This window comes from Actinoallomurus oryzae (assembly GCF_039541955.1).
Taxonomy (GTDB): Bacteria; Actinomycetota; Actinomycetes; order Streptosporangiales; family Streptosporangiaceae; genus Actinoallomurus; species Actinoallomurus oryzae.
This window is the reverse complement of the sequence record NZ_BAABHF010000026.1, coordinates 113,101-128,696: the sequence shown is the minus strand read 5'-3', so window position 1 is coordinate 128,696 and position 15,596 is coordinate 113,101. Positions and strand designations below refer to the sequence as shown.

At 73.8% G+C, this 15,596-nt stretch carries 16 protein-coding genes; 3 read left to right on the top strand and 13 right to left on the bottom strand.

The features are described 5' to 3' along the window. The first annotated feature begins 25 nt into the window (after positions 1-25). Positions 26-784, top strand: coding sequence for a DeoR/GlpR family DNA-binding transcription regulator (locus tag ABEA10_RS26080; protein WP_345468487.1), 759 nt, complete (start codon positions 26-28; stop codon positions 782-784). Positions 785-799: 15 nt separating this feature from the next. On the opposite strand, the gene ligD is transcribed toward ABEA10_RS26080, so the two are convergent. Next, complete coding sequence (gene ligD / locus ABEA10_RS26075; RefSeq protein ID WP_345468484.1) at positions 800-1,762, bottom strand: non-homologous end-joining DNA ligase; 963 nt, start codon at positions 1,760-1,762, stop codon at positions 800-802. A 147-nt stretch (positions 1,763-1,909) separates the two neighbouring features. Between ligD and ABEA10_RS26070 the strand changes: the two genes are divergently transcribed. Then, on the top strand, positions 1,910-2,371 hold the full coding sequence (locus ABEA10_RS26070; RefSeq protein WP_345468482.1) for a GNAT family N-acetyltransferase: 462 nt from the start codon (positions 1,910-1,912) through the stop codon (positions 2,369-2,371). An 86-nt stretch (positions 2,372-2,457) separates the two neighbouring features. On the opposite strand, the gene ABEA10_RS26065 is transcribed toward ABEA10_RS26070, so the two are convergent. From ABEA10_RS26065 to ABEA10_RS26055, 3 genes are read right to left on the bottom strand one after another with little or no spacing between them, the layout of a single operon-like run. Next, a complete protein-coding gene (locus ABEA10_RS26065; protein ID WP_345468480.1) occupies positions 2,458-2,763 on the bottom strand; it encodes a DUF6204 family protein in 306 nt (101 codons plus the stop codon). Next, positions 2,751-3,404, bottom strand: coding sequence for a TetR/AcrR family transcriptional regulator (locus ABEA10_RS26060; protein WP_345468478.1), 654 nt, complete (start codon positions 3,402-3,404; stop codon positions 2,751-2,753). Before ABEA10_RS26060 ends, ABEA10_RS26065 begins: the two co-directional genes overlap by 13 nt. A 46-nt stretch (positions 3,405-3,450) precedes the next feature. Next, entirely contained in the window at positions 3,451-4,029 is a 579-nt protein-coding gene (locus ABEA10_RS26055; protein ID WP_345468475.1) for a hypothetical protein, read from the bottom strand. 176 nt (positions 4,030-4,205) lie between these two features. Here ABEA10_RS26055 and ABEA10_RS26050 point away from each other — a divergent pair, with 176 nt between their 5' ends. Next, positions 4,206-5,195, top strand: coding sequence for an aldo/keto reductase (locus ABEA10_RS26050; RefSeq protein WP_345468472.1), 990 nt, complete (start codon positions 4,206-4,208; stop codon positions 5,193-5,195). A gap of 54 nt (positions 5,196-5,249) precedes the next feature. On the opposite strand, the gene ABEA10_RS26045 is transcribed toward ABEA10_RS26050, so the two are convergent. The 9 genes from ABEA10_RS26045 to ABEA10_RS26005 all read right to left on the bottom strand — a co-directional run bounded on the left by ABEA10_RS26045 (position 5,250) and on the right by ABEA10_RS26005 (position 15,589). After that, entirely contained in the window at positions 5,250-5,948 is a 699-nt protein-coding gene (locus ABEA10_RS26045; protein ID WP_345468470.1) for a GntR family transcriptional regulator, read from the bottom strand. Then, on the bottom strand, positions 5,941-8,457 hold the full coding sequence (locus ABEA10_RS26040) for a penicillin acylase family protein (RefSeq protein WP_345468467.1): 2,517 nt from the start codon (positions 8,455-8,457) through the stop codon (positions 5,941-5,943). Before ABEA10_RS26040 ends, ABEA10_RS26045 begins: the two co-directional genes overlap by 8 nt. After that, positions 8,454-9,425, bottom strand: a complete 972-nt coding sequence (locus ABEA10_RS26035) for an ABC transporter ATP-binding protein (protein WP_345468464.1) — start codon at positions 9,423-9,425, stop codon at positions 8,454-8,456. Before ABEA10_RS26035 ends, ABEA10_RS26040 begins: the two co-directional genes overlap by 4 nt. 153 nt (positions 9,426-9,578) lie before the next feature. After that, complete coding sequence (locus ABEA10_RS26030) at positions 9,579-10,556, bottom strand: ABC transporter ATP-binding protein (RefSeq protein ID WP_345468462.1); 978 nt, start codon at positions 10,554-10,556, stop codon at positions 9,579-9,581. Beyond that, positions 10,549-11,394, bottom strand: a complete 846-nt coding sequence (locus ABEA10_RS26025; RefSeq protein ID WP_345468459.1) for a polysaccharide deacetylase family protein — start codon at positions 11,392-11,394, stop codon at positions 10,549-10,551. Before ABEA10_RS26025 ends, ABEA10_RS26030 begins: the two co-directional genes overlap by 8 nt. Next, on the bottom strand, positions 11,391-12,179 hold the full coding sequence (locus ABEA10_RS26020; protein ID WP_345468457.1) for an SDR family NAD(P)-dependent oxidoreductase: 789 nt from the start codon (positions 12,177-12,179) through the stop codon (positions 11,391-11,393). The genes ABEA10_RS26025 and ABEA10_RS26020 overlap by 4 nt, the downstream gene beginning before the upstream one ends. Before the next feature lie 55 nt (positions 12,180-12,234). Continuing rightward, positions 12,235-13,098 carry an ABC transporter permease gene (locus ABEA10_RS26015; protein ID WP_345468454.1) on the bottom strand — a complete coding sequence of 288 codons (864 nt, stop codon included), beginning with the start codon at positions 13,096-13,098 and terminating at the stop codon, positions 12,235-12,237. Continuing rightward, positions 13,095-14,069 (bottom strand): ABC transporter permease, encoded by a 975-nt coding sequence (locus tag ABEA10_RS26010; RefSeq protein ID WP_345468451.1) that lies wholly within the window; start codon positions 14,067-14,069, stop codon positions 13,095-13,097. Before ABEA10_RS26010 ends, ABEA10_RS26015 begins: the two co-directional genes overlap by 4 nt. 2 nt (positions 14,070-14,071) lie before the next feature. Beyond that, positions 14,072-15,589 carry an ABC transporter substrate-binding protein gene (locus ABEA10_RS26005; protein ID WP_345468449.1) on the bottom strand — a complete coding sequence of 506 codons (1,518 nt, stop codon included), beginning with the start codon at positions 15,587-15,589 and terminating at the stop codon, positions 14,072-14,074. Positions 15,590-15,596 lie beyond the last annotated feature (7 nt).

Genomic DNA, 15,596 nt, shown 5'->3' with positions numbered 1-15,596 from the left:
GCGGAGATTGTGTTCAATAGGCGCCATGACCGGGACGGACCGTCTGAGACAGATCACCGAGGCCGTATGCGAGGCGGGCAGTCTCGGCGTCGCGGAGCTGGCGCGGCTCACCGGCGCCTCGGAGATGACCATCCGCCGCGACCTGGAGGTCCTCGCCGCGCAGGGCGTGCTCCAACGGTACCGGGGAGGGGCGAGAAGCCTGGTCCTGCGCGGCGAGGGGCCGCCCTTCGCGCTGCGGTCCCAGGACGGGCTGGAGGCCAAGCGGCGCATCGCCGCCCAGACCGCCGCGCTCATCGCCGACGGCGAGTCCGTCGTCCTGGACAGCGGCACCACCTGCCTGGAGGTGGCACGGGCCCTCGAACGGCGGCGCGTGACCGTGATGCCGCTGTCGCTGCACGCGGTCAACGCGCTGGCCGGTGCCCCGGAGGTGACGTTGCTGGTGCCCGGCGGGCACCCCCGGCCGGGCGAACTCGCGCTGGCCGGCCCGCTGACCCAGGCCTCACTGGCCGCGCTGCGCTTCGACACGGCGATCATCGGCTGCTGCGGCCTGAACGCGACCAACGGACTGACCGCCTACGACCTCGACGACGCCGCCGTCAAGCGCGCCGCGATCGCCTCGTCCCGCCGCGTCGTCGCCGTCACCGAGGCCGCCAAGCTGACCCGTACGGCCCTCGCCCACGTCGCCCCGGTCTCCGCCCTGCACGCGGTCGTCACCGACGCTTCGGCCCCGGAGGAGGAGACCGCCCGCCTGACCGCGGCGGGCACGGTCGTCCACCGGGCCTGACCGCTCCGCCCCGGCTCAGCGTGCCTCCTCGCGCCGGACCTGCTCCGGCCGTTTGTCGACGCGGAGGCCGCGCCAGCTCGGATGCCTCAGGTGACCGTCGCCGGTCCACTCGGTGAAGGCGACCTCGCCGACGAGTTCCGGCTCGGTCCAGTGGGCCGCGCGGGCGACGACGCCCGGCACGGTCGTGTCGAACGGGTTCGTCTCGCGCCGGAGCGGGTCCAGCCGCCCGGCGAGGTCGCGCAGTGAGACCTCGGTGAAGCCAGTGCCGACGTTGCCGACGTAGCGCAGGCCGTGCTCGTCGTACACGCCGAGGACGAGAGAGCCGATCATGTCCGCCCGGCGGCCCTCGCCCGGGGTCCAGCCGGCCACGATGACCTCCTGGTGGCGCACGTTCTTCACCTTGATCCACGGGCCGCGACGGCCAGGCAGGTAGCGGGAGGTCAGCGGTTTTCCCACGACGCCCTCGAGCCCCTGCTCGACGCTCGCCGTGAGCACCGCGTCGCCGCCGCCGCGCCACCAGGGCGGCGTGTGAACCGGGTCATCGTCCAGGCCGAGCGCCTCCAGGGCCTCGCGGCGGGCCGTGTACGGCTCGCCCAGCAGCGAGCGGTCGTCTCGGTGGAGCAGGTCGAACACGTAGTACAGCACCGGCGCGGCGGCGACCAGCCGGGCCGGCGGGCGCCGGACGTGCATCCGCGACTGCAGCAGCCCGAAGTCCGGCCGCCCGTCCCGCAACGTGATGATCTCCCCGTCGAGGACGACCGGCTCGGTGACCATGCCGCCGAGCGCGGCGAGCTCGGGGTAGGAGCCGGACATGTCCTTGTCGTTCCGCGACATGAGCGTGACCCGGTCGCCGGCCACGTACGCGACGGCGCGCACGCCGTCCCACTTCAGCTCCCATCCGTAGGCGTCGTCATCGTCGGGCATGCCGTGCCGCAGCACGGCCATCATCGGCCTGACCAGGTGTGGTAGCTCACTCATCGGATGTCCCCCGACCGTGGACCTACCCACCAGGAGCACCTCGCGGATCCGCCGGGCCGGCTCGGGCACGGCCGCGCTCCGGTGCCGTACGAGTCCCTGACGGGGCCGGTGGACTGCCGCCGAGCGGGCCTGGAACGATGCATGGCCATGAGCGAGACCCCGCGTCTGCGATCCGCGAAGCGCGACGACTACGACCGCATCGTCGGTGTGGTGGATGACTGGTGGGGCCGGCCGATCAGCTCGAGCCTGCCCCGGCTGTTCCTGGACCACTTCCACCGCACCAGCCTGGTGGCCGAAGACGGCGACGGGCTGGCGGGATTCCTCATCGGGCTGCTCTCACCCTCGATGCCCGACTCGGCCTACATCCATTTCGTCGGCGTCGCGCCGCGCGCCCGTCGCGGCGGGCTGGCCCGCGGCCTCTACCAGTGGTTCTTCGATCTCGCCGCGGCCGAGGGCCGTACGAAGGTCAAGGCGATCACCTCGCCGCGGAACCAGCGGTCCATCGCCTTCCACACCGCGATGGGCTTCACCGTCACCGGCCCGGTCGCCGACTACGACGGCCCCGCCGTCGACCGCATCGTCTTCCAGCGGGAGCTACCGCTCCCCTGACGCGGCGCCCCGCGCCGTGTCCGCCTGGTCGTCGGCCGGGTAACGCTCGGCCCCTCTCCTCTTCGTACCGGCCGCCCCGGGTGCGATCACCGCCGCCGGCCCTTCCGGCGGATCTTGATGTCGCGCATGTCCGTCACCGCCACCCGGAGGATCCGGCAGGGATATCCGTGCGCCTCCAGCGCCGCGACGGCCCGCTCGGTGGCCTCCTTCTCACCGTCCTCCGGACTCGCCGGCACCTGGCAGCGGAAGGTGAACGCCGAGAAACCGCGGTCGCTGGTGAAGGTGCCCGCCTCGGTGAAGGCGGCTCCGAAGGCGTCGTCCCCGGTGAGAACGGCGGCGCGGTCGGCGGCGCCGAGCTCGCCGAACGTGCCGCGAATCGTCACTCTGAACACGGTCGGTCCTCTCGTACGGCGTAGGCGAGCAGGCGTTCGCCGAGCAGTGTCTCGACGGTGTCGAGGAGGTCGAGCACCGCCGTGGCGATCTCGTCGGGGCCCTGACCGGCCGTCACGCGCTCGCCGATCTCGGCGAAGACCAGCGCGTGGAACCAGCCGATCTGGGCGGCCACGACGCGCGGAAGCGGGTCGTCCGGCGCCGCCCCGGCCTCCTCGGCGAGCACGGCGGCGAGGGCCTCGGTCATCTGCCGGCCCAGCTCGTCCAGCCGGGCGAGCAGCGTGGGAGCGACCCGCATCATCTCGAAGACACGGCCGAACCCCTCGGTCAGCCCCAGCATGCGGTCACGACGGCGCACCTCTTCGCGAAGCCGCGCCAGCACCGCCCGCGCGGCGGACTCGCCGGGCGGGCGCTGCCGCACGATGTCGGCGAGCCGCTGCGGGGAGGCCTCGTCCGGAGGCAGGACGAGATCCTCTTTCGCGCGGAAGTAGTTGTAGACGGTGTTGACGGACACGTCCGCCGCCGCGGCGACCTCGGCGATCGTGACGCTCTCGAAACCGCGCTCCACGAACAGACCGGTGGCCACCGCGGAGATGCGCCGCCGTGTCTCGCGCTTCTTGCGCTCCCGCAGCCCCTCGGACATGAGCCGGAATATAGCCGACCCCAAACTTTAAGCGCATTACAATTTTTCAGTCGGCTTCAGCATTGTGCGCGGTGGAGAGCCACACCGGGACGGCCGGCAGAGGGGCGTCGGTGACCGCGAAGTGGCCGGCCGTGACGGTGGTGAACGGGGCGATCGCATAGCAGCCGGGCAGCTCGGCGGGCGAGTCGAGCACCCCCCAGGAGAAACCCAGACGCTGGTGGCGCCCATGGCCGGCCACGCTGAACCCGACCGCGCCCGCCATGATGCCGGGCGGAACGGTCCGGGTGATCGTGCCGGTCATGGTCGCGGTATCGCCCCCGGTGGCGAGGCAGTCCACCTCTCCCCACGCCTCCCCGGTCACGGGCCTGCCGTCGGCACCGATGCCGCTGTGACGGAAGTGGAACGTGCCGCGCGCGAGGGTGTAGAAGCCGTGGGCGTCGAAGTCGAACCGGATGTCGTCATCGGGTGCGTACGCGTAGTGGATCTTCGCGCTGCCGACCAGGCCGGGCTCTTTCGGCGCCCCGGCCGTCGGCGTGCCGGCCGAGGCGGTCGCACCGGTCACGGTGAGCGCGGCCAGAGCGCCGATGGAGACCAGGGCCGTACGGGAGCTGAGCGAACGGTTCACGGGTTTTCCCTCATCAGATGGGCGTCGGCGCCGTCATCCGGCGCCGTCCGCAATCCTTCGGCCCGTGCCGTACCGGCGGCCTCCCCCGTGAGCGCCGGTCCCCTCCCCCGCAGGTACCGGCCCGGCACGGACTCCGGGTGTGCCGACGGCCGCGCGACCTGATTGGCTGGAGGGTCATGGACTACACGCAACTCGGACGGACCGGGCTCAAGGTGAGCCGGTTGGTACTCGGCACGATGAACTTCGGACCGCTGACCGACGAGCCCGACGCCCACGCGATCATGGACGCGGCGCTCGACGCGGGCATCAACTTCTTCGACACCGCGAACGTCTACGGCTGGGGCGAGAACAAGGGGCGCACCGAGGAGATCGTCGGCACCTGGTTCGCCCAGGGCGGAGGCCGGCGTGACAAGACGGTCCTGGCCACGAAGGTCTACGGGAACATGGCCGGGGACGGCGAGGCCTGGCCGAACCACGACCGGCTGTCCGCGGTCAACATCCGGCGGGCCGTCGACGCGTCCCTCAGGCGGCTCGGCACCGACCGCATCGACCTCTACCAGTTCCACCACATCGACCGGAACACGCCCTGGGACGAGATCTGGCAGGCGATGGACGTCCTGGTCCAGCAGGGCAAGGTCCTCTACGTCGGCTCCTCCAACTTCCCCGGCTGGAGCATCGCCCGGGCGAACGAGACGGCGGCGCGGCGCGGCTCGCTCGGGCTCGTCAGCGAGCAGTGCCTGTACAACCCGGCCGAACGGCGGGCCGAGATGGAGGTCATCCCGGCCGCGGAGGCGTACGGCCTCGGAGTGATCCCCTGGTCACCGCTGCACGGCGGCCTGCTCGGCGGTGTCCTGCGCAAGGAGCAGGAGGGCCGGCGCTCGACGTCCGGGCGCGCGGCGGCGACGCTGGCCGACCCCGACCAGCGGGCGCGGATCCAGGCGTACGAGGACCTGTGCGACAAGCACGAGGTACCGCCCGGTGAGGCCACGCTCGCATGGCTGCTCACCCGGCCCGGCGTGACCGGGCCGATCGTCGGCCCCCGCACGCGCGAGCAGCTCGACTCGGCGCTGCGGGCGGTGGCGCTGGAGCTGCCGCAGGAGTTCCTCGACGGTGTGGACGAGATCTTCCCCGGCCCCGGCCCCTCTCCGGAGGCGTTCGCCTGGTGAGACGGTGCCCCGGGACGCGTCTGCGGGTTCCGCTGTCCTCCTGTGCGCCGCTCGCTACGGTCGGGGACTTCGGGACGCGTCCTGGGGCAGCGTGCTCCGCTCGGGCAGCACCTTCTCCAGGGCGCGGATGACCTGGGCGACGTGCCGGCGGGCCGCCTGTTCGGCGGCGGCGGTGTCGCCGGACAGGAGCGCGTCCACGATCTCCACGTGCTCGTCCAGGCTCGCCGATGGACGGCCGGGGACGGCGGTGGTGAGGTTGTGTCCGAGCCGCAGCTGGGCGGTCAGCAGGTCGGCGATGGCGGTCAGGCGCCGGTTGGCCGAGCCGCGCCAGATGAGCGCGTGGAACTCCCGGTCCAGTTCGGCGTACGTCTCCACGTCGCCGGCCGTCAACGCGGTCCGCTGGCCCTCGATCAGCTCGCCGAGCCGGTCGAGCAGGCCGGCGGGCCGGGTGCGCGCGATGTGGCGGGCCGCGAGGGCGTCGATCGCCGACCGCAGCTCGTAGATGTCGCGCATGTCCGCGGCGGTCATCTCGGCGACGAAGTAGCCCGAGTGCTTGCGCGCGACGAGGAACCCCTCGCGTTCGAGGACGGCGAGCGCCGCCTTGACCGGGGTCGGCGAGATGCCGAGCCGCTCGGCGAACGGGCGTACGGTGACGCGCTCGCCGGGCAGCAGCCGGCGTTCGAGCACGGCCTGGCGCACGGCCTCGTACGCCGAACGCACCAGGCTGTTCAGCTCCGGGGGCGCTTCAGTCACCGGTCCCCCAGGCCGGGCGCATCGGCACGAGACGGTGCCGCGTCCAGGGCTCCAGCTGGTCGGCGTAGTGCCGGCCGCCGGGCCGGCCGGAGGCTCCGCCCGGGATCACCCATCCGGACCCGTCCAGGTCGGCGAGGTCCAGCACCTGCCGGTACACCGACAGGTTCGTGATGTCGAACGGCGTGCCCTCCTTCCAGCCGTACGCGCCGTTCTGGATGGTCTCGTTGTCACCGCCGATGCCGACGGGCGGCGGGTCGAGGCCGGGGCCGGCGACCGCGCGCAGAGTGTGCCGCGCGGCCGTACGGTGAACCTCGCCCCAGGGCGGCGGGGACTCCGCGTCCCCGCACGCCTGCCGCCAGGCCGCGTCGAGCGCCTCGGTGAGCAGATCGTCGCCGAGCGAGGCGGCCGGCCACGCGCCGTCGTCCGGGCGCGGCCAGGTGAGCGCGGCGAACCAGCGCCGCAGCAGCACCGGAACCCCGGGCAGACCGGACTCCATCAACCACGACCGCGTGCCCGCGCCGAGCTCACGATCCAGCAGGCGCCGCGCCAGCGCGCGACGGAAACAGGCATGCACCAGGCCGACGGTACTCGTGGCGGCGAGGTCGCCACCACCGGCCGCGAGAAGCGCGCGAGCCCGTTCGGCCGCCCCGGCGTACGGCCCGCGCCCGGCGAGCAACTGTCCCCACCGCCGCGCCGCGACCGAGACCGTGTCCCCCTGCCAGGCCACCATGTCGCCGGCCGTGAGCCGCCCGTAACCGGCGCCCTGCCCTGGACCGGCGCCCTGCCCTGGACCGGCGCCCTGCCCTGGACCGGCGCCCTGCCCTGGACCGGCGCCCTGCCCTGGACCGGCGCCCTGCCCCGGACCGGCGCCCTGCCCCGGACCGGCGCCCTGCCCCGGACCGGCGCCCTGCCCCGGACCGGCGCCCTGCCCCGGACCGATGCCCCTCCCGCCCAGGGGGCTCCATCCCACTTCCATTGTCCAGTGCTGATGGCTGGTGGAGAAGGTCTCGGGACTGCTGTGGACAACCCCTGCCCCGGGGGACGCCGACGCGGCGGCGAGTTCGTGGATCCGCTCCGAGCGGTAGCAGTCGTTCATCGAATGTGACACGAACGGCCGTTCGGCGGCGGTCACGGTGTTGTTCGCGGTGACGATGATGCCCTCGGGCGGGTCCTCCATCCGGGGCATCTCGGTGAACGGCACGCGTCCGCGCCAGCCGTAGCCCGGCTCCCAGCCGGGCACCGGGACCTGGGTGGGTACCAGGGTGTCCCGTGCGGGCAGTTCGCCGCGCAGCAGGTAGCCGATGTGCCCGCCGGTGTCGGCGGCGACCAGGTTGTTCAGCGGGTCGACCCAGCCCTCCTGCCCGTCCAGCAGGGTGCGTACGTCGCCGGCCAGCAGCATCCGCCGGAGCACGCCGAACTGCGCGCACGGCCGGTCCGTCGCGGTCCAGCGCAGCGAGAGCGCGGCACCGCTGGCGGGGTCGCCGTGCACGACCGGGCCGTTCGGCGTCATGTGGCACCGCTCGACGTGCTCCTCGCCGCCCCGTACGGCGATCCGCTCCTCGCGCACCGGCGCGGGCTCCCAGCCGGTCGCCGTGCGCACTTCCGTGCCGCCGCGGCGGAACTGCTCGACGTAGAGGTCCTGCGCGTCGCCCGCGGCGTTCGTGATCGCCCAGCCGACCCGGCCGTTGTGCCCGAAGTGCGGGAATCCGGGGAGGCCGGGGAAGGTGGCGCCCGACACGGTGAACTCCGGGCAGCGCAGGTGCGCCTGCCAGTAGGCGTTCGGCGTGTCGAGGGCGCGGTGGGAGTCGTTGACCAGCAGCGGCCGGCCCGTCCTCGTGCGCCCGGCGCCGATCGCCCACGCGTTGGATCCGCCCTCGGCCTCCGCCAGGAAGCCGAGGTACGCGGCGGCGCTCTCGACGTCCGCGCGCGCCTGCTCGGCCAGTGCCGCCCGCGGGTCCTCGCGCGGGACGCGGCCCAGCGGCGGCACCGTCACCCGCATGCCGGGCAGCGGCCGGGGGTCGAAGGCGTCGGCCGAGCGGCGTCCCGCACGCGCGCGCAGCACGGCGCGGGCGACCTTGTACTGCCAGACGCCCATCAGCACGTGCCGGATCTTGAACGCCAGCACCGAGTCGCGGGGTGTCCACTCTTCCCACCCGATCCCGGCGATCGCGTACTCCGGCGGCAGCCCGGACGCGCGGACGTACGCGTTGACCCCGTCGGCGTACCGCTCGAACGTCGCGGCGGTGACCGGGTCCATCGCGGCCAGGTCCCGCTCGGCCGCGTCGGTCAGCCGGAGCCGCCGGGCCAGCCGGTCGGCCGGCAGCGCCGCCGCCCCCACCACCTCGGCCCACCGTCCGCGTGCCCGCCGGCGGTCGTACTCGAGCTGCCACAGGCGGTCCTCAGCGGCCGCCCAGCCCAGCCCGAACCAGGCGAGCGGCTCGGACTCCGCGTCGACCGAGGGGATCCCGTACGCGTCCCGGGTGATCGTGAGACCGTCCGGCAGGCTCATGCCGCACCGGCCCGCGACGACTCGGCGTAGTGGCAGGCCGCCTTACGTTCCGTGCCGGGCAGCGCGCGCAGCGGCGGGTCCTCGGCGCGGCACAGGGCGGTCGCGAGCGGACAGCGCGGTGCGAACGCGCAGCCGCGGCCGCGGCCCAGGGCGCTCGGCGTGTCCCCCGCGACCGTGACCGGTGTCGTGTCCCGGTCGCGTACGCGCGGGCGCGGGGCGGCGGCGAGCAGCAGCCGCGTGTACGGGTGCCGCGGATCGGTGAACAGCTCGCCGGCCGGCCCCTCCTCGACGATCCGGCCGAGGTACATCACCGCGACCCGCTGCGCGAGGTGACGCACGAGCGCCAGGTCGTGGCTGATGAACAGGTACGTGATGCCGCGCTCGTCCTGCAACCGCCGCAGCAGGTTGACCACCTGGGCCTGCACCGACACGTCGAGCGCGGACACCGGCTCGTCGCAGACGACGAAGGCCGGGTCGAGCGCGATGGCGCGGGCGATCGCCACCCGCTGGCGCTGGCCGCCGGACAGCTCGTGCGGGTACCGGCTCGCGAGCGCGGGATCGAGGCTCACCGTGGTCAGCAGCTCGCGCACCCGGGCCGGGAGGTCGCCGTCGACGCGGTGGACCCGCAGGGGCTCGGCGACGATCCGCTCGACGGTCATCCGGGCGTTGAGCGCGTCGTAGGGGTCCTGGAAGACCGGCTGCATGGTGCGGCGCAGCGCGCGCAGGTCGCGCCGGCCCAGACCGTGCACCTCCCGGCCGGCCACGGTGACGCGGCCGGCGTCGGGGCGTTCGAGCGCGAGCAGCAGCCGGCCCGTCGTGGACTTGCCGCAGCCGGACTCGCCGACGAGCGCGAGCGTGGTGCCGCGCTCGACGCGCAGATCGACGCCGTCGACCGCGGCGAGCATGCCGCGCCCGCGTACGGGATAGCGCTTGGCCAGCCCCTCGGCCACCACCAGGTCGTCAGTCATGAGCCCTCCTTCGCCCCCCACGAAAACGCTCCGCAGGCTCCGCGCCCGGGGACCCCGGGAAGAGCGGGCGGACGCGCATATCGGTTCGCTCGTTCGCGGGCCGCCCCCCGCCGCGGAGCGGCCGGGGGGACGCGCTCGTCGGTTCGCTCGCTCTCATGGCGCGGCCTCCGTGAGCTCGTGCGGGTGCCAGCAGGCGACGGCGCCGCCGGAGCCGGCCGGGGTCAGGTCCGGTGGGGTCAGGCAGCGGCCGCTCGCCCGCGTGCAGCGGGGGCGGAACGGGCAGCCCTCGATCCGCTCGCCGACGGCCGGGACCTGGCCGGGGATGGTCGGCAGCTCGCCCGCGACCGGGCGGTCGGGGTCGGGCACGGACCGCAGGAGCGCCGCGGTGTACGGATGGCGCGGAGCGTCGAGCACGTCGCGGACCGGGCCGGTCTCGACGATCTTCCCCGCGTACATCACCGCGACCCGGTCCGCGATCTCGGCGACGACGCCCATGTCATGGGTGATGAACAGCAGGACCGTGTCGCGGGCGCGTTCGCGCAGCAGCGCGAGCACCTGGGCCTGCACGGTCACGTCCAGCGCGGTGGTGGGCTCGTCGGCGACCAGCAGGTCCGGCCGGCCGGCGAGCGCGATGGAGATCATCACTCGCTGGCGCATCCCGCCGGACAGCTGGTGCGGCATCTGCCGCGCCCGCGCGGCGGCGTCCGGGATGCCCACCGACTCCATCAGCTCCACCGCCCGGCGGCGCCGCGCGGACCGGCTCATCCGCGTGTGGATGGCCAGCACCTCGGCGATCTGCGCGCCGACCGGCGTGGTGGGGTTGAGCGAGCTCATCGGGTCCTGGAACACCATGCCGGCGCGGGCGCCGCGGATCCGCCGCAGCGCGCGCTCGTCCCGGCCGACCAGCTCGGTGCCGTCCAGCACCGCCGAGCCGGTCGCGCTCGCTCCGGGGGGCAGCAGGCCCAGGAGCGCGAGCGCGGTGAGGCTCTTGCCGCAGCCGGACTCCCCCACGAGCGCGACGGTCTCGCCGCGCTCGGCGCTCAGGTCGACGCCGCGCACGGCCTCGCGCCCCGGGCCGAAGCCGACCCTGAGGTCGCGGATCCGCAGGAACTCCGTTGCCGGCTCAGTCATGGGCGGGCCGATCGAGCCGGTCCAGGGTGACCGTGCGCCCGCCCTCCTGGGCCCGGTGGTGCGCGGCCAGGTCCCGTACGGTCGGGGTGCACAGCTCGGCGTCGGCGACGACCGGCCCGAGCAGTTCCTCCAGGGCCGCGACGCGTGCGGGACGGCCGGACAGCCACGGATGCACGGTGATCATGCAGAGCGTGCCGTGCCTCTTGGCGGCGGCGATCTCGGCGGCCCAGGCGTCGCGCACCGGGCCGGTCGGCGCGGGCGGGCGCGGGTCGCCGCCGACGTAGCGGTAGTACGGCGCGTCGTCGGTGGCCCAGTCGACCGGGACCTCCACGACGCCGTCCACCTCGTACGGGCGGTCGTCGCCCATCAGCGAGCTGTCGTAGCCGATGCCCAGGGCCCGCAGCACCGGGAAGACGCCGCCGGTCATGTCCCAGCTCGGCGACCGGTAGCCGACCGGGCGTTCGCCGGAGATCCCCTCCAGCGCGCGGATCGCCCGGTCGAGGGTCGCGTGCAGGTCGTCGCCGGTCAGGCTCGTCGGCGGCTCGTGGCACCAGCCGTGCAGGGCCAGCTCGTGCCCTCGCCGGTGGACCTCGGCGACCTGCTCGGGGTAGGTCGCGGCGATCCAGCCGGGCACGAACACCGTCGCCCGCAGGCCCAGGCCGTCCATCATCGACAGCAGGTTCGCCATGCCGCGGCGCGGGCCGTACCGGCGCTGTTCGAGCTCGCCGACGGCGTCGTCACGCCGGTCCCGGTTACGCCACAGGTACGGCGACTCGCCGTCGAAGTCGAGCGTGAAGCACACGGCGGCCCGCGCGCCGCCCGGCCATGGATAGCTCAATTCGCACTCCCGTTCTGCCTCGCTGCCGGGACGAAGTCGCCGGCGGTACGGCCGCCGTCGACGTCGAGGGTGGTGCCGGTGACGAATGAGGCCGCGCCGGAGCACAGCCACAGGATCGCCGCGGGCGCGTCGTTCGGTCCGGAGGTACGGCCGAGCGGGATGCCCGCCCGCATCTTGGCGACGTGATCGGTGGGCAGCTCGCTCACCTCGCTGCCGGGCGCGAAGCCGGGGCCGACGGCGACGACCCGGATCCCCGCCTCGCCCGCCTCCAGGGCGAGCGAGCGGGTCAGCATCTCCAGCGCGGCCTTGCTCGCGGCGTAGACGCCGCCGGTACGGGTCGGGCGCTTGGCCGCGCCGGAGGTGAGGTTCACGACGCAGCCGCGCACGCCCTCGCGGGTCATGGTGCCGATCACGTGCTGGGCGAGCTGGTACGGCGCGATCACGTTGATGTCGAGGATCCGCTCGACCGCGGCGCGGTCGGTGGTCGCCAGGGGCGTACGGGGATAGACGCCGGCGTTGTTGATGAGGATGTCGGCCGATCGCCAGCGCTCGTCCAGGGCCGCGATCAGCGCGGCGACGCCGTCGGCGGTGCTCAGGTCCGCGACCGCGGTGTGCGCGCCGAGGGCCTCGCCGAGCTCGGTGAGGGGCTCGGCGCGCGCGTCGGACAGCAGCAGCTCCGCGCCCTGGGCGCGGAACGCCTCGGCGGTCCACCGGCCGATCACTCCGGCCGCCCCGGTGATGAGCACCCGTTTGCCGGCGAACTCACGGCCGTAGTCGGGGATCATGAAGCCTCCTGACACTGTGATCTCGCTTCGCCGCCGTGCTCGCTGATCCGCTCGCTCACGCCGGTGCCTCCGCCGTACGGGGGCGCCGGAGGAACCGGCGGCGTGTCACCGTCGCGCGCTTGGCCGGGTCGAGCCGGTCGCGCGCGGCGTCGCCGAGGAGGTTCACCGCGAGCACGAGGACGAACAGGGCGAGGCCGGGGAACGTGGCGAGCCACCAGGCCGTCGCGATGTACTGCTGTCCGTCGGACAGGATCGACCCCCAGGAGGCCGTCGGCGGCTGCACGCCCAGGCCGAGGAAGGACAGTGACGCCTCGTACACCACCATCAGCCCGAACTCCAGCGTGCCCACGACGATCGCCACCGGCAGCACCTCGGGCAGCACGTGCCGGGCCAGGATCCAGCCGCCGGACGCCCCGGTCGCCGTCGCCGCCCGTACGAAGCCGCGGCCCCGGGTCTGCAGGGTGGTGGAGTAGGCCACCCGGGCGTACCTCGGCCAGCGCACGATCGCCAGGCACACCACGACGTTGACCAGGCTGGGGCCGAGAACGGCGACGACCAGGACGGCGAGCAGGAAGAACGGCACCGACAGGACGACGTCGACGATCCGCATGACGACCGCGCCGAGCCAGCCGCCCCGCCAGCCCGCGACCATGCCGAGCGCGACGCCGGCGACGCCCGCCACCACCACCGCCGCCGCGGCGACGAGCAGCGAGACCCGCGTGCCGTACATCACGCGCGACAGCACGTCGCGGCCGAGGGCGTCGGTGCCCATGAGGTGGTGCGCCTGGGGCGGCAGCAGCCGCCGGGCCAGCGCGACGGCGTTCGGGTCGTCCGGGGAGAGCAGCGGCGCGAACACCGCCAGCAGCACGTACAGGCCGACGATGACCAGCGGGATCGTGAGACGGGACCGGCCGTTCATGCGGAACCTCCTCCGGCGGCCACGCGCCGGTCGATGACGCCGTACAGCAGGTCGGTGGCGAGGTTGACCACGACGTACACGGCCGAGGCGAGCAGGACGATCGCCTGCACGACCGGGAAGTCGCGCGCCTCGACGGACTGGACGGTGAGCTGGCCGAGCCCCGGCCAGGCGAAGATGACCTCGGTGACGACCGCGCCACCGAGCAGGTTGGCCAGCTCCAGCGCGGCCACGGTGAGCACCGGGATCGCGGTGTTGCGCGCGAGGTGGCGGGTGACCAGGCGCCAGGTGCCGGCGCCCTTGGCGCGCGCCGTGCGCACGTAGTCCTGGGCGAGCTGCTCCAGCATCGCGGCCCGGGTCACGCGGGCGATGGCCGCGGCGGACAGCGCGGCGAGCGTGACGCTGGGCAGCAGCAGCGACAGCGGGCCGTCGTACCCGGTCGAGGGCAGCCAGCGCAGGCCGACCGAGAACACCAGCACGAGGAGCAGCCCGGTCCAGAACGCCGGCATCGCCTGGCCCGCGAGGACGATCGGCATCAGCACCCGCTCCTGCCACCGTCCGCGCCGGAGCGCGGTGACGGTGCCGACCGTGACGCCGAAGAGCAGCGACAGCACCAGCGCCGCGACCGCGAGGTTGGCGGTGTAGGGCAGCCGCTCGGCGAGCAGGTCCGTGGCCGGGCGGTTCTGCACGTACGAGTAGCCGAGGTTCCCGTGGACGGCGTTGCCGAGGAAGGTCGTGTACTGGTGCCAGAGCGAGTCGTTCAGGCCGAGCCGGTCGCGCACCCGGGCGATGTCGGCGGCCGTGGCGCCCTCGGGCACCAGCAGCCGGGCCGGGTCGCCCGAGAGGCGCAGCGCGAAGAACACGATCGTCACCACGCCGAACAGGGCCAGCAGCGCCTGCCCGGCCCGGCCGGCGATGTAGCGGGGTGTGGCGGGGAGGGCGGCGAGACGCCGCCGGGGGATCACGGCCGTCATCGTCAGCGCACCTTCATCGTGTCGAGGAAGAAGCTCTCCTGGGCGTCCGGCGTCCAGGAGACCCGGGAGTTCGCGCCGTAGATCGCGTAGTCCTGGAACAGCCCGAGGCCGGGCAGGTCGCGGGCCAGCACCTGGAACGCCTGGTCATAGAGGGCGCCGCGCCGCTTCGGGTCGATCACCCGGCGGGCCTGCTCGACGAGCCGGTCGAAGGACGGATTGGTGTAGGAGCTCCAGATGCCGCCGGTGTGGAAGAGGGGGTAGATCACGCCGTCGGCGTCCAGGCACGAGCACGACCAGCGGCCGAACCGGATCGATCCCCAGTCGTGCCCGGGGTCCTGCACCTTCTTGAGGTACGTCGGCTGGTCGGTGCCGCGGATCTGGACCTTCAGTCCCACGGCGGCGAGGTCGGCCTGGATCGCCTGGACGATCTGCGGGTTGAACGACGGGGAGGTCGCCATCACGACGGTCGCGCCCTTCGCGCCGGCCTCGGCGACCAGCCGCCGGGCGGCGGCGGGGTCGTACCGGGCGTCCGGCAGCTTCGTGTCGTAGCCGAACGCGAGCGGGGTGAGCAGTGAGTTGATCGGTTTGGCGTATCCGCGCTGGAGGTTCTCGATGAGGGCGCGGTAGTCGATCGCGGCGGCGACGGCCCGCCGCACGCGCGGGTCGTTGGTGGGACCGCCCTTGATGGTGTTGAAGGCCAGGTAGGCGATCCGCTCGGTCGGCGTGGACAGGACGGCGAGCCGGGGGTCGCGCTTGATCTGGTCGGCGGCGTCGGGGGTGAGGCCGGTGGCCAGGTCCGCCTTGCGCGACTGCAGGTCGACGACGCGGCTCGCCACGTTGGGCACCGCGCGGAAGACCGCGCCGCGCACGCTCGGCCGGCCGTGCCACCACAGCGGGTTGGCCTTCAGCTCGACCTGGGATCCGGCCGTGGCCGAGACGAGCATGTAAGCGCCGGAACCGATCGGCTTGGCGGCGAACTTCTCGTCGCCGACCCGCCGGACGTAGTGCTCGGGCACGATGGACAGCGTGGTCAGGTAGGTCAGCAGCGTCGGCGCGGGCTGCGCCGTGTGGATGACCAGGTCACCGCCGTCGGTGGTGGCCTTGCTGATCACCGAGAAGTTGGCGAACTGCTGGCTGGCGAACTTCTTGTCCAGGATCCGGTTGACGCTGAACGCCGCGTCCGCCGCGGTGAGCGGGCTGCCGTCGCTGAACCGCACGCCGCGCCGGATCGCGAACCGCCAGGTCGTCGCGTCGGTCTGCCGCCAGGAGGTGGCGATCCACGGCACGAGCGCCTGCGTTCTGGGGTTCCGGCGCAGGAGCTGGTCGAAGATGTTGCGGTAGACCGCGTAGGTGTCGGAGTCGTACTGCTTGCCGGGATCCAAGGTGGACGGGTAGTTCGCGGTGTCGATGACGAGGGTGCCGGGGTCGCGCTCGGCGGTCGCGGGACGGATGCCGCAGGCCGCGAGGCTCAGCCCGGCCACGGCGAGGGCGGCGTGGGCACGGAGACGCTTCGCTCGCATGGCGATC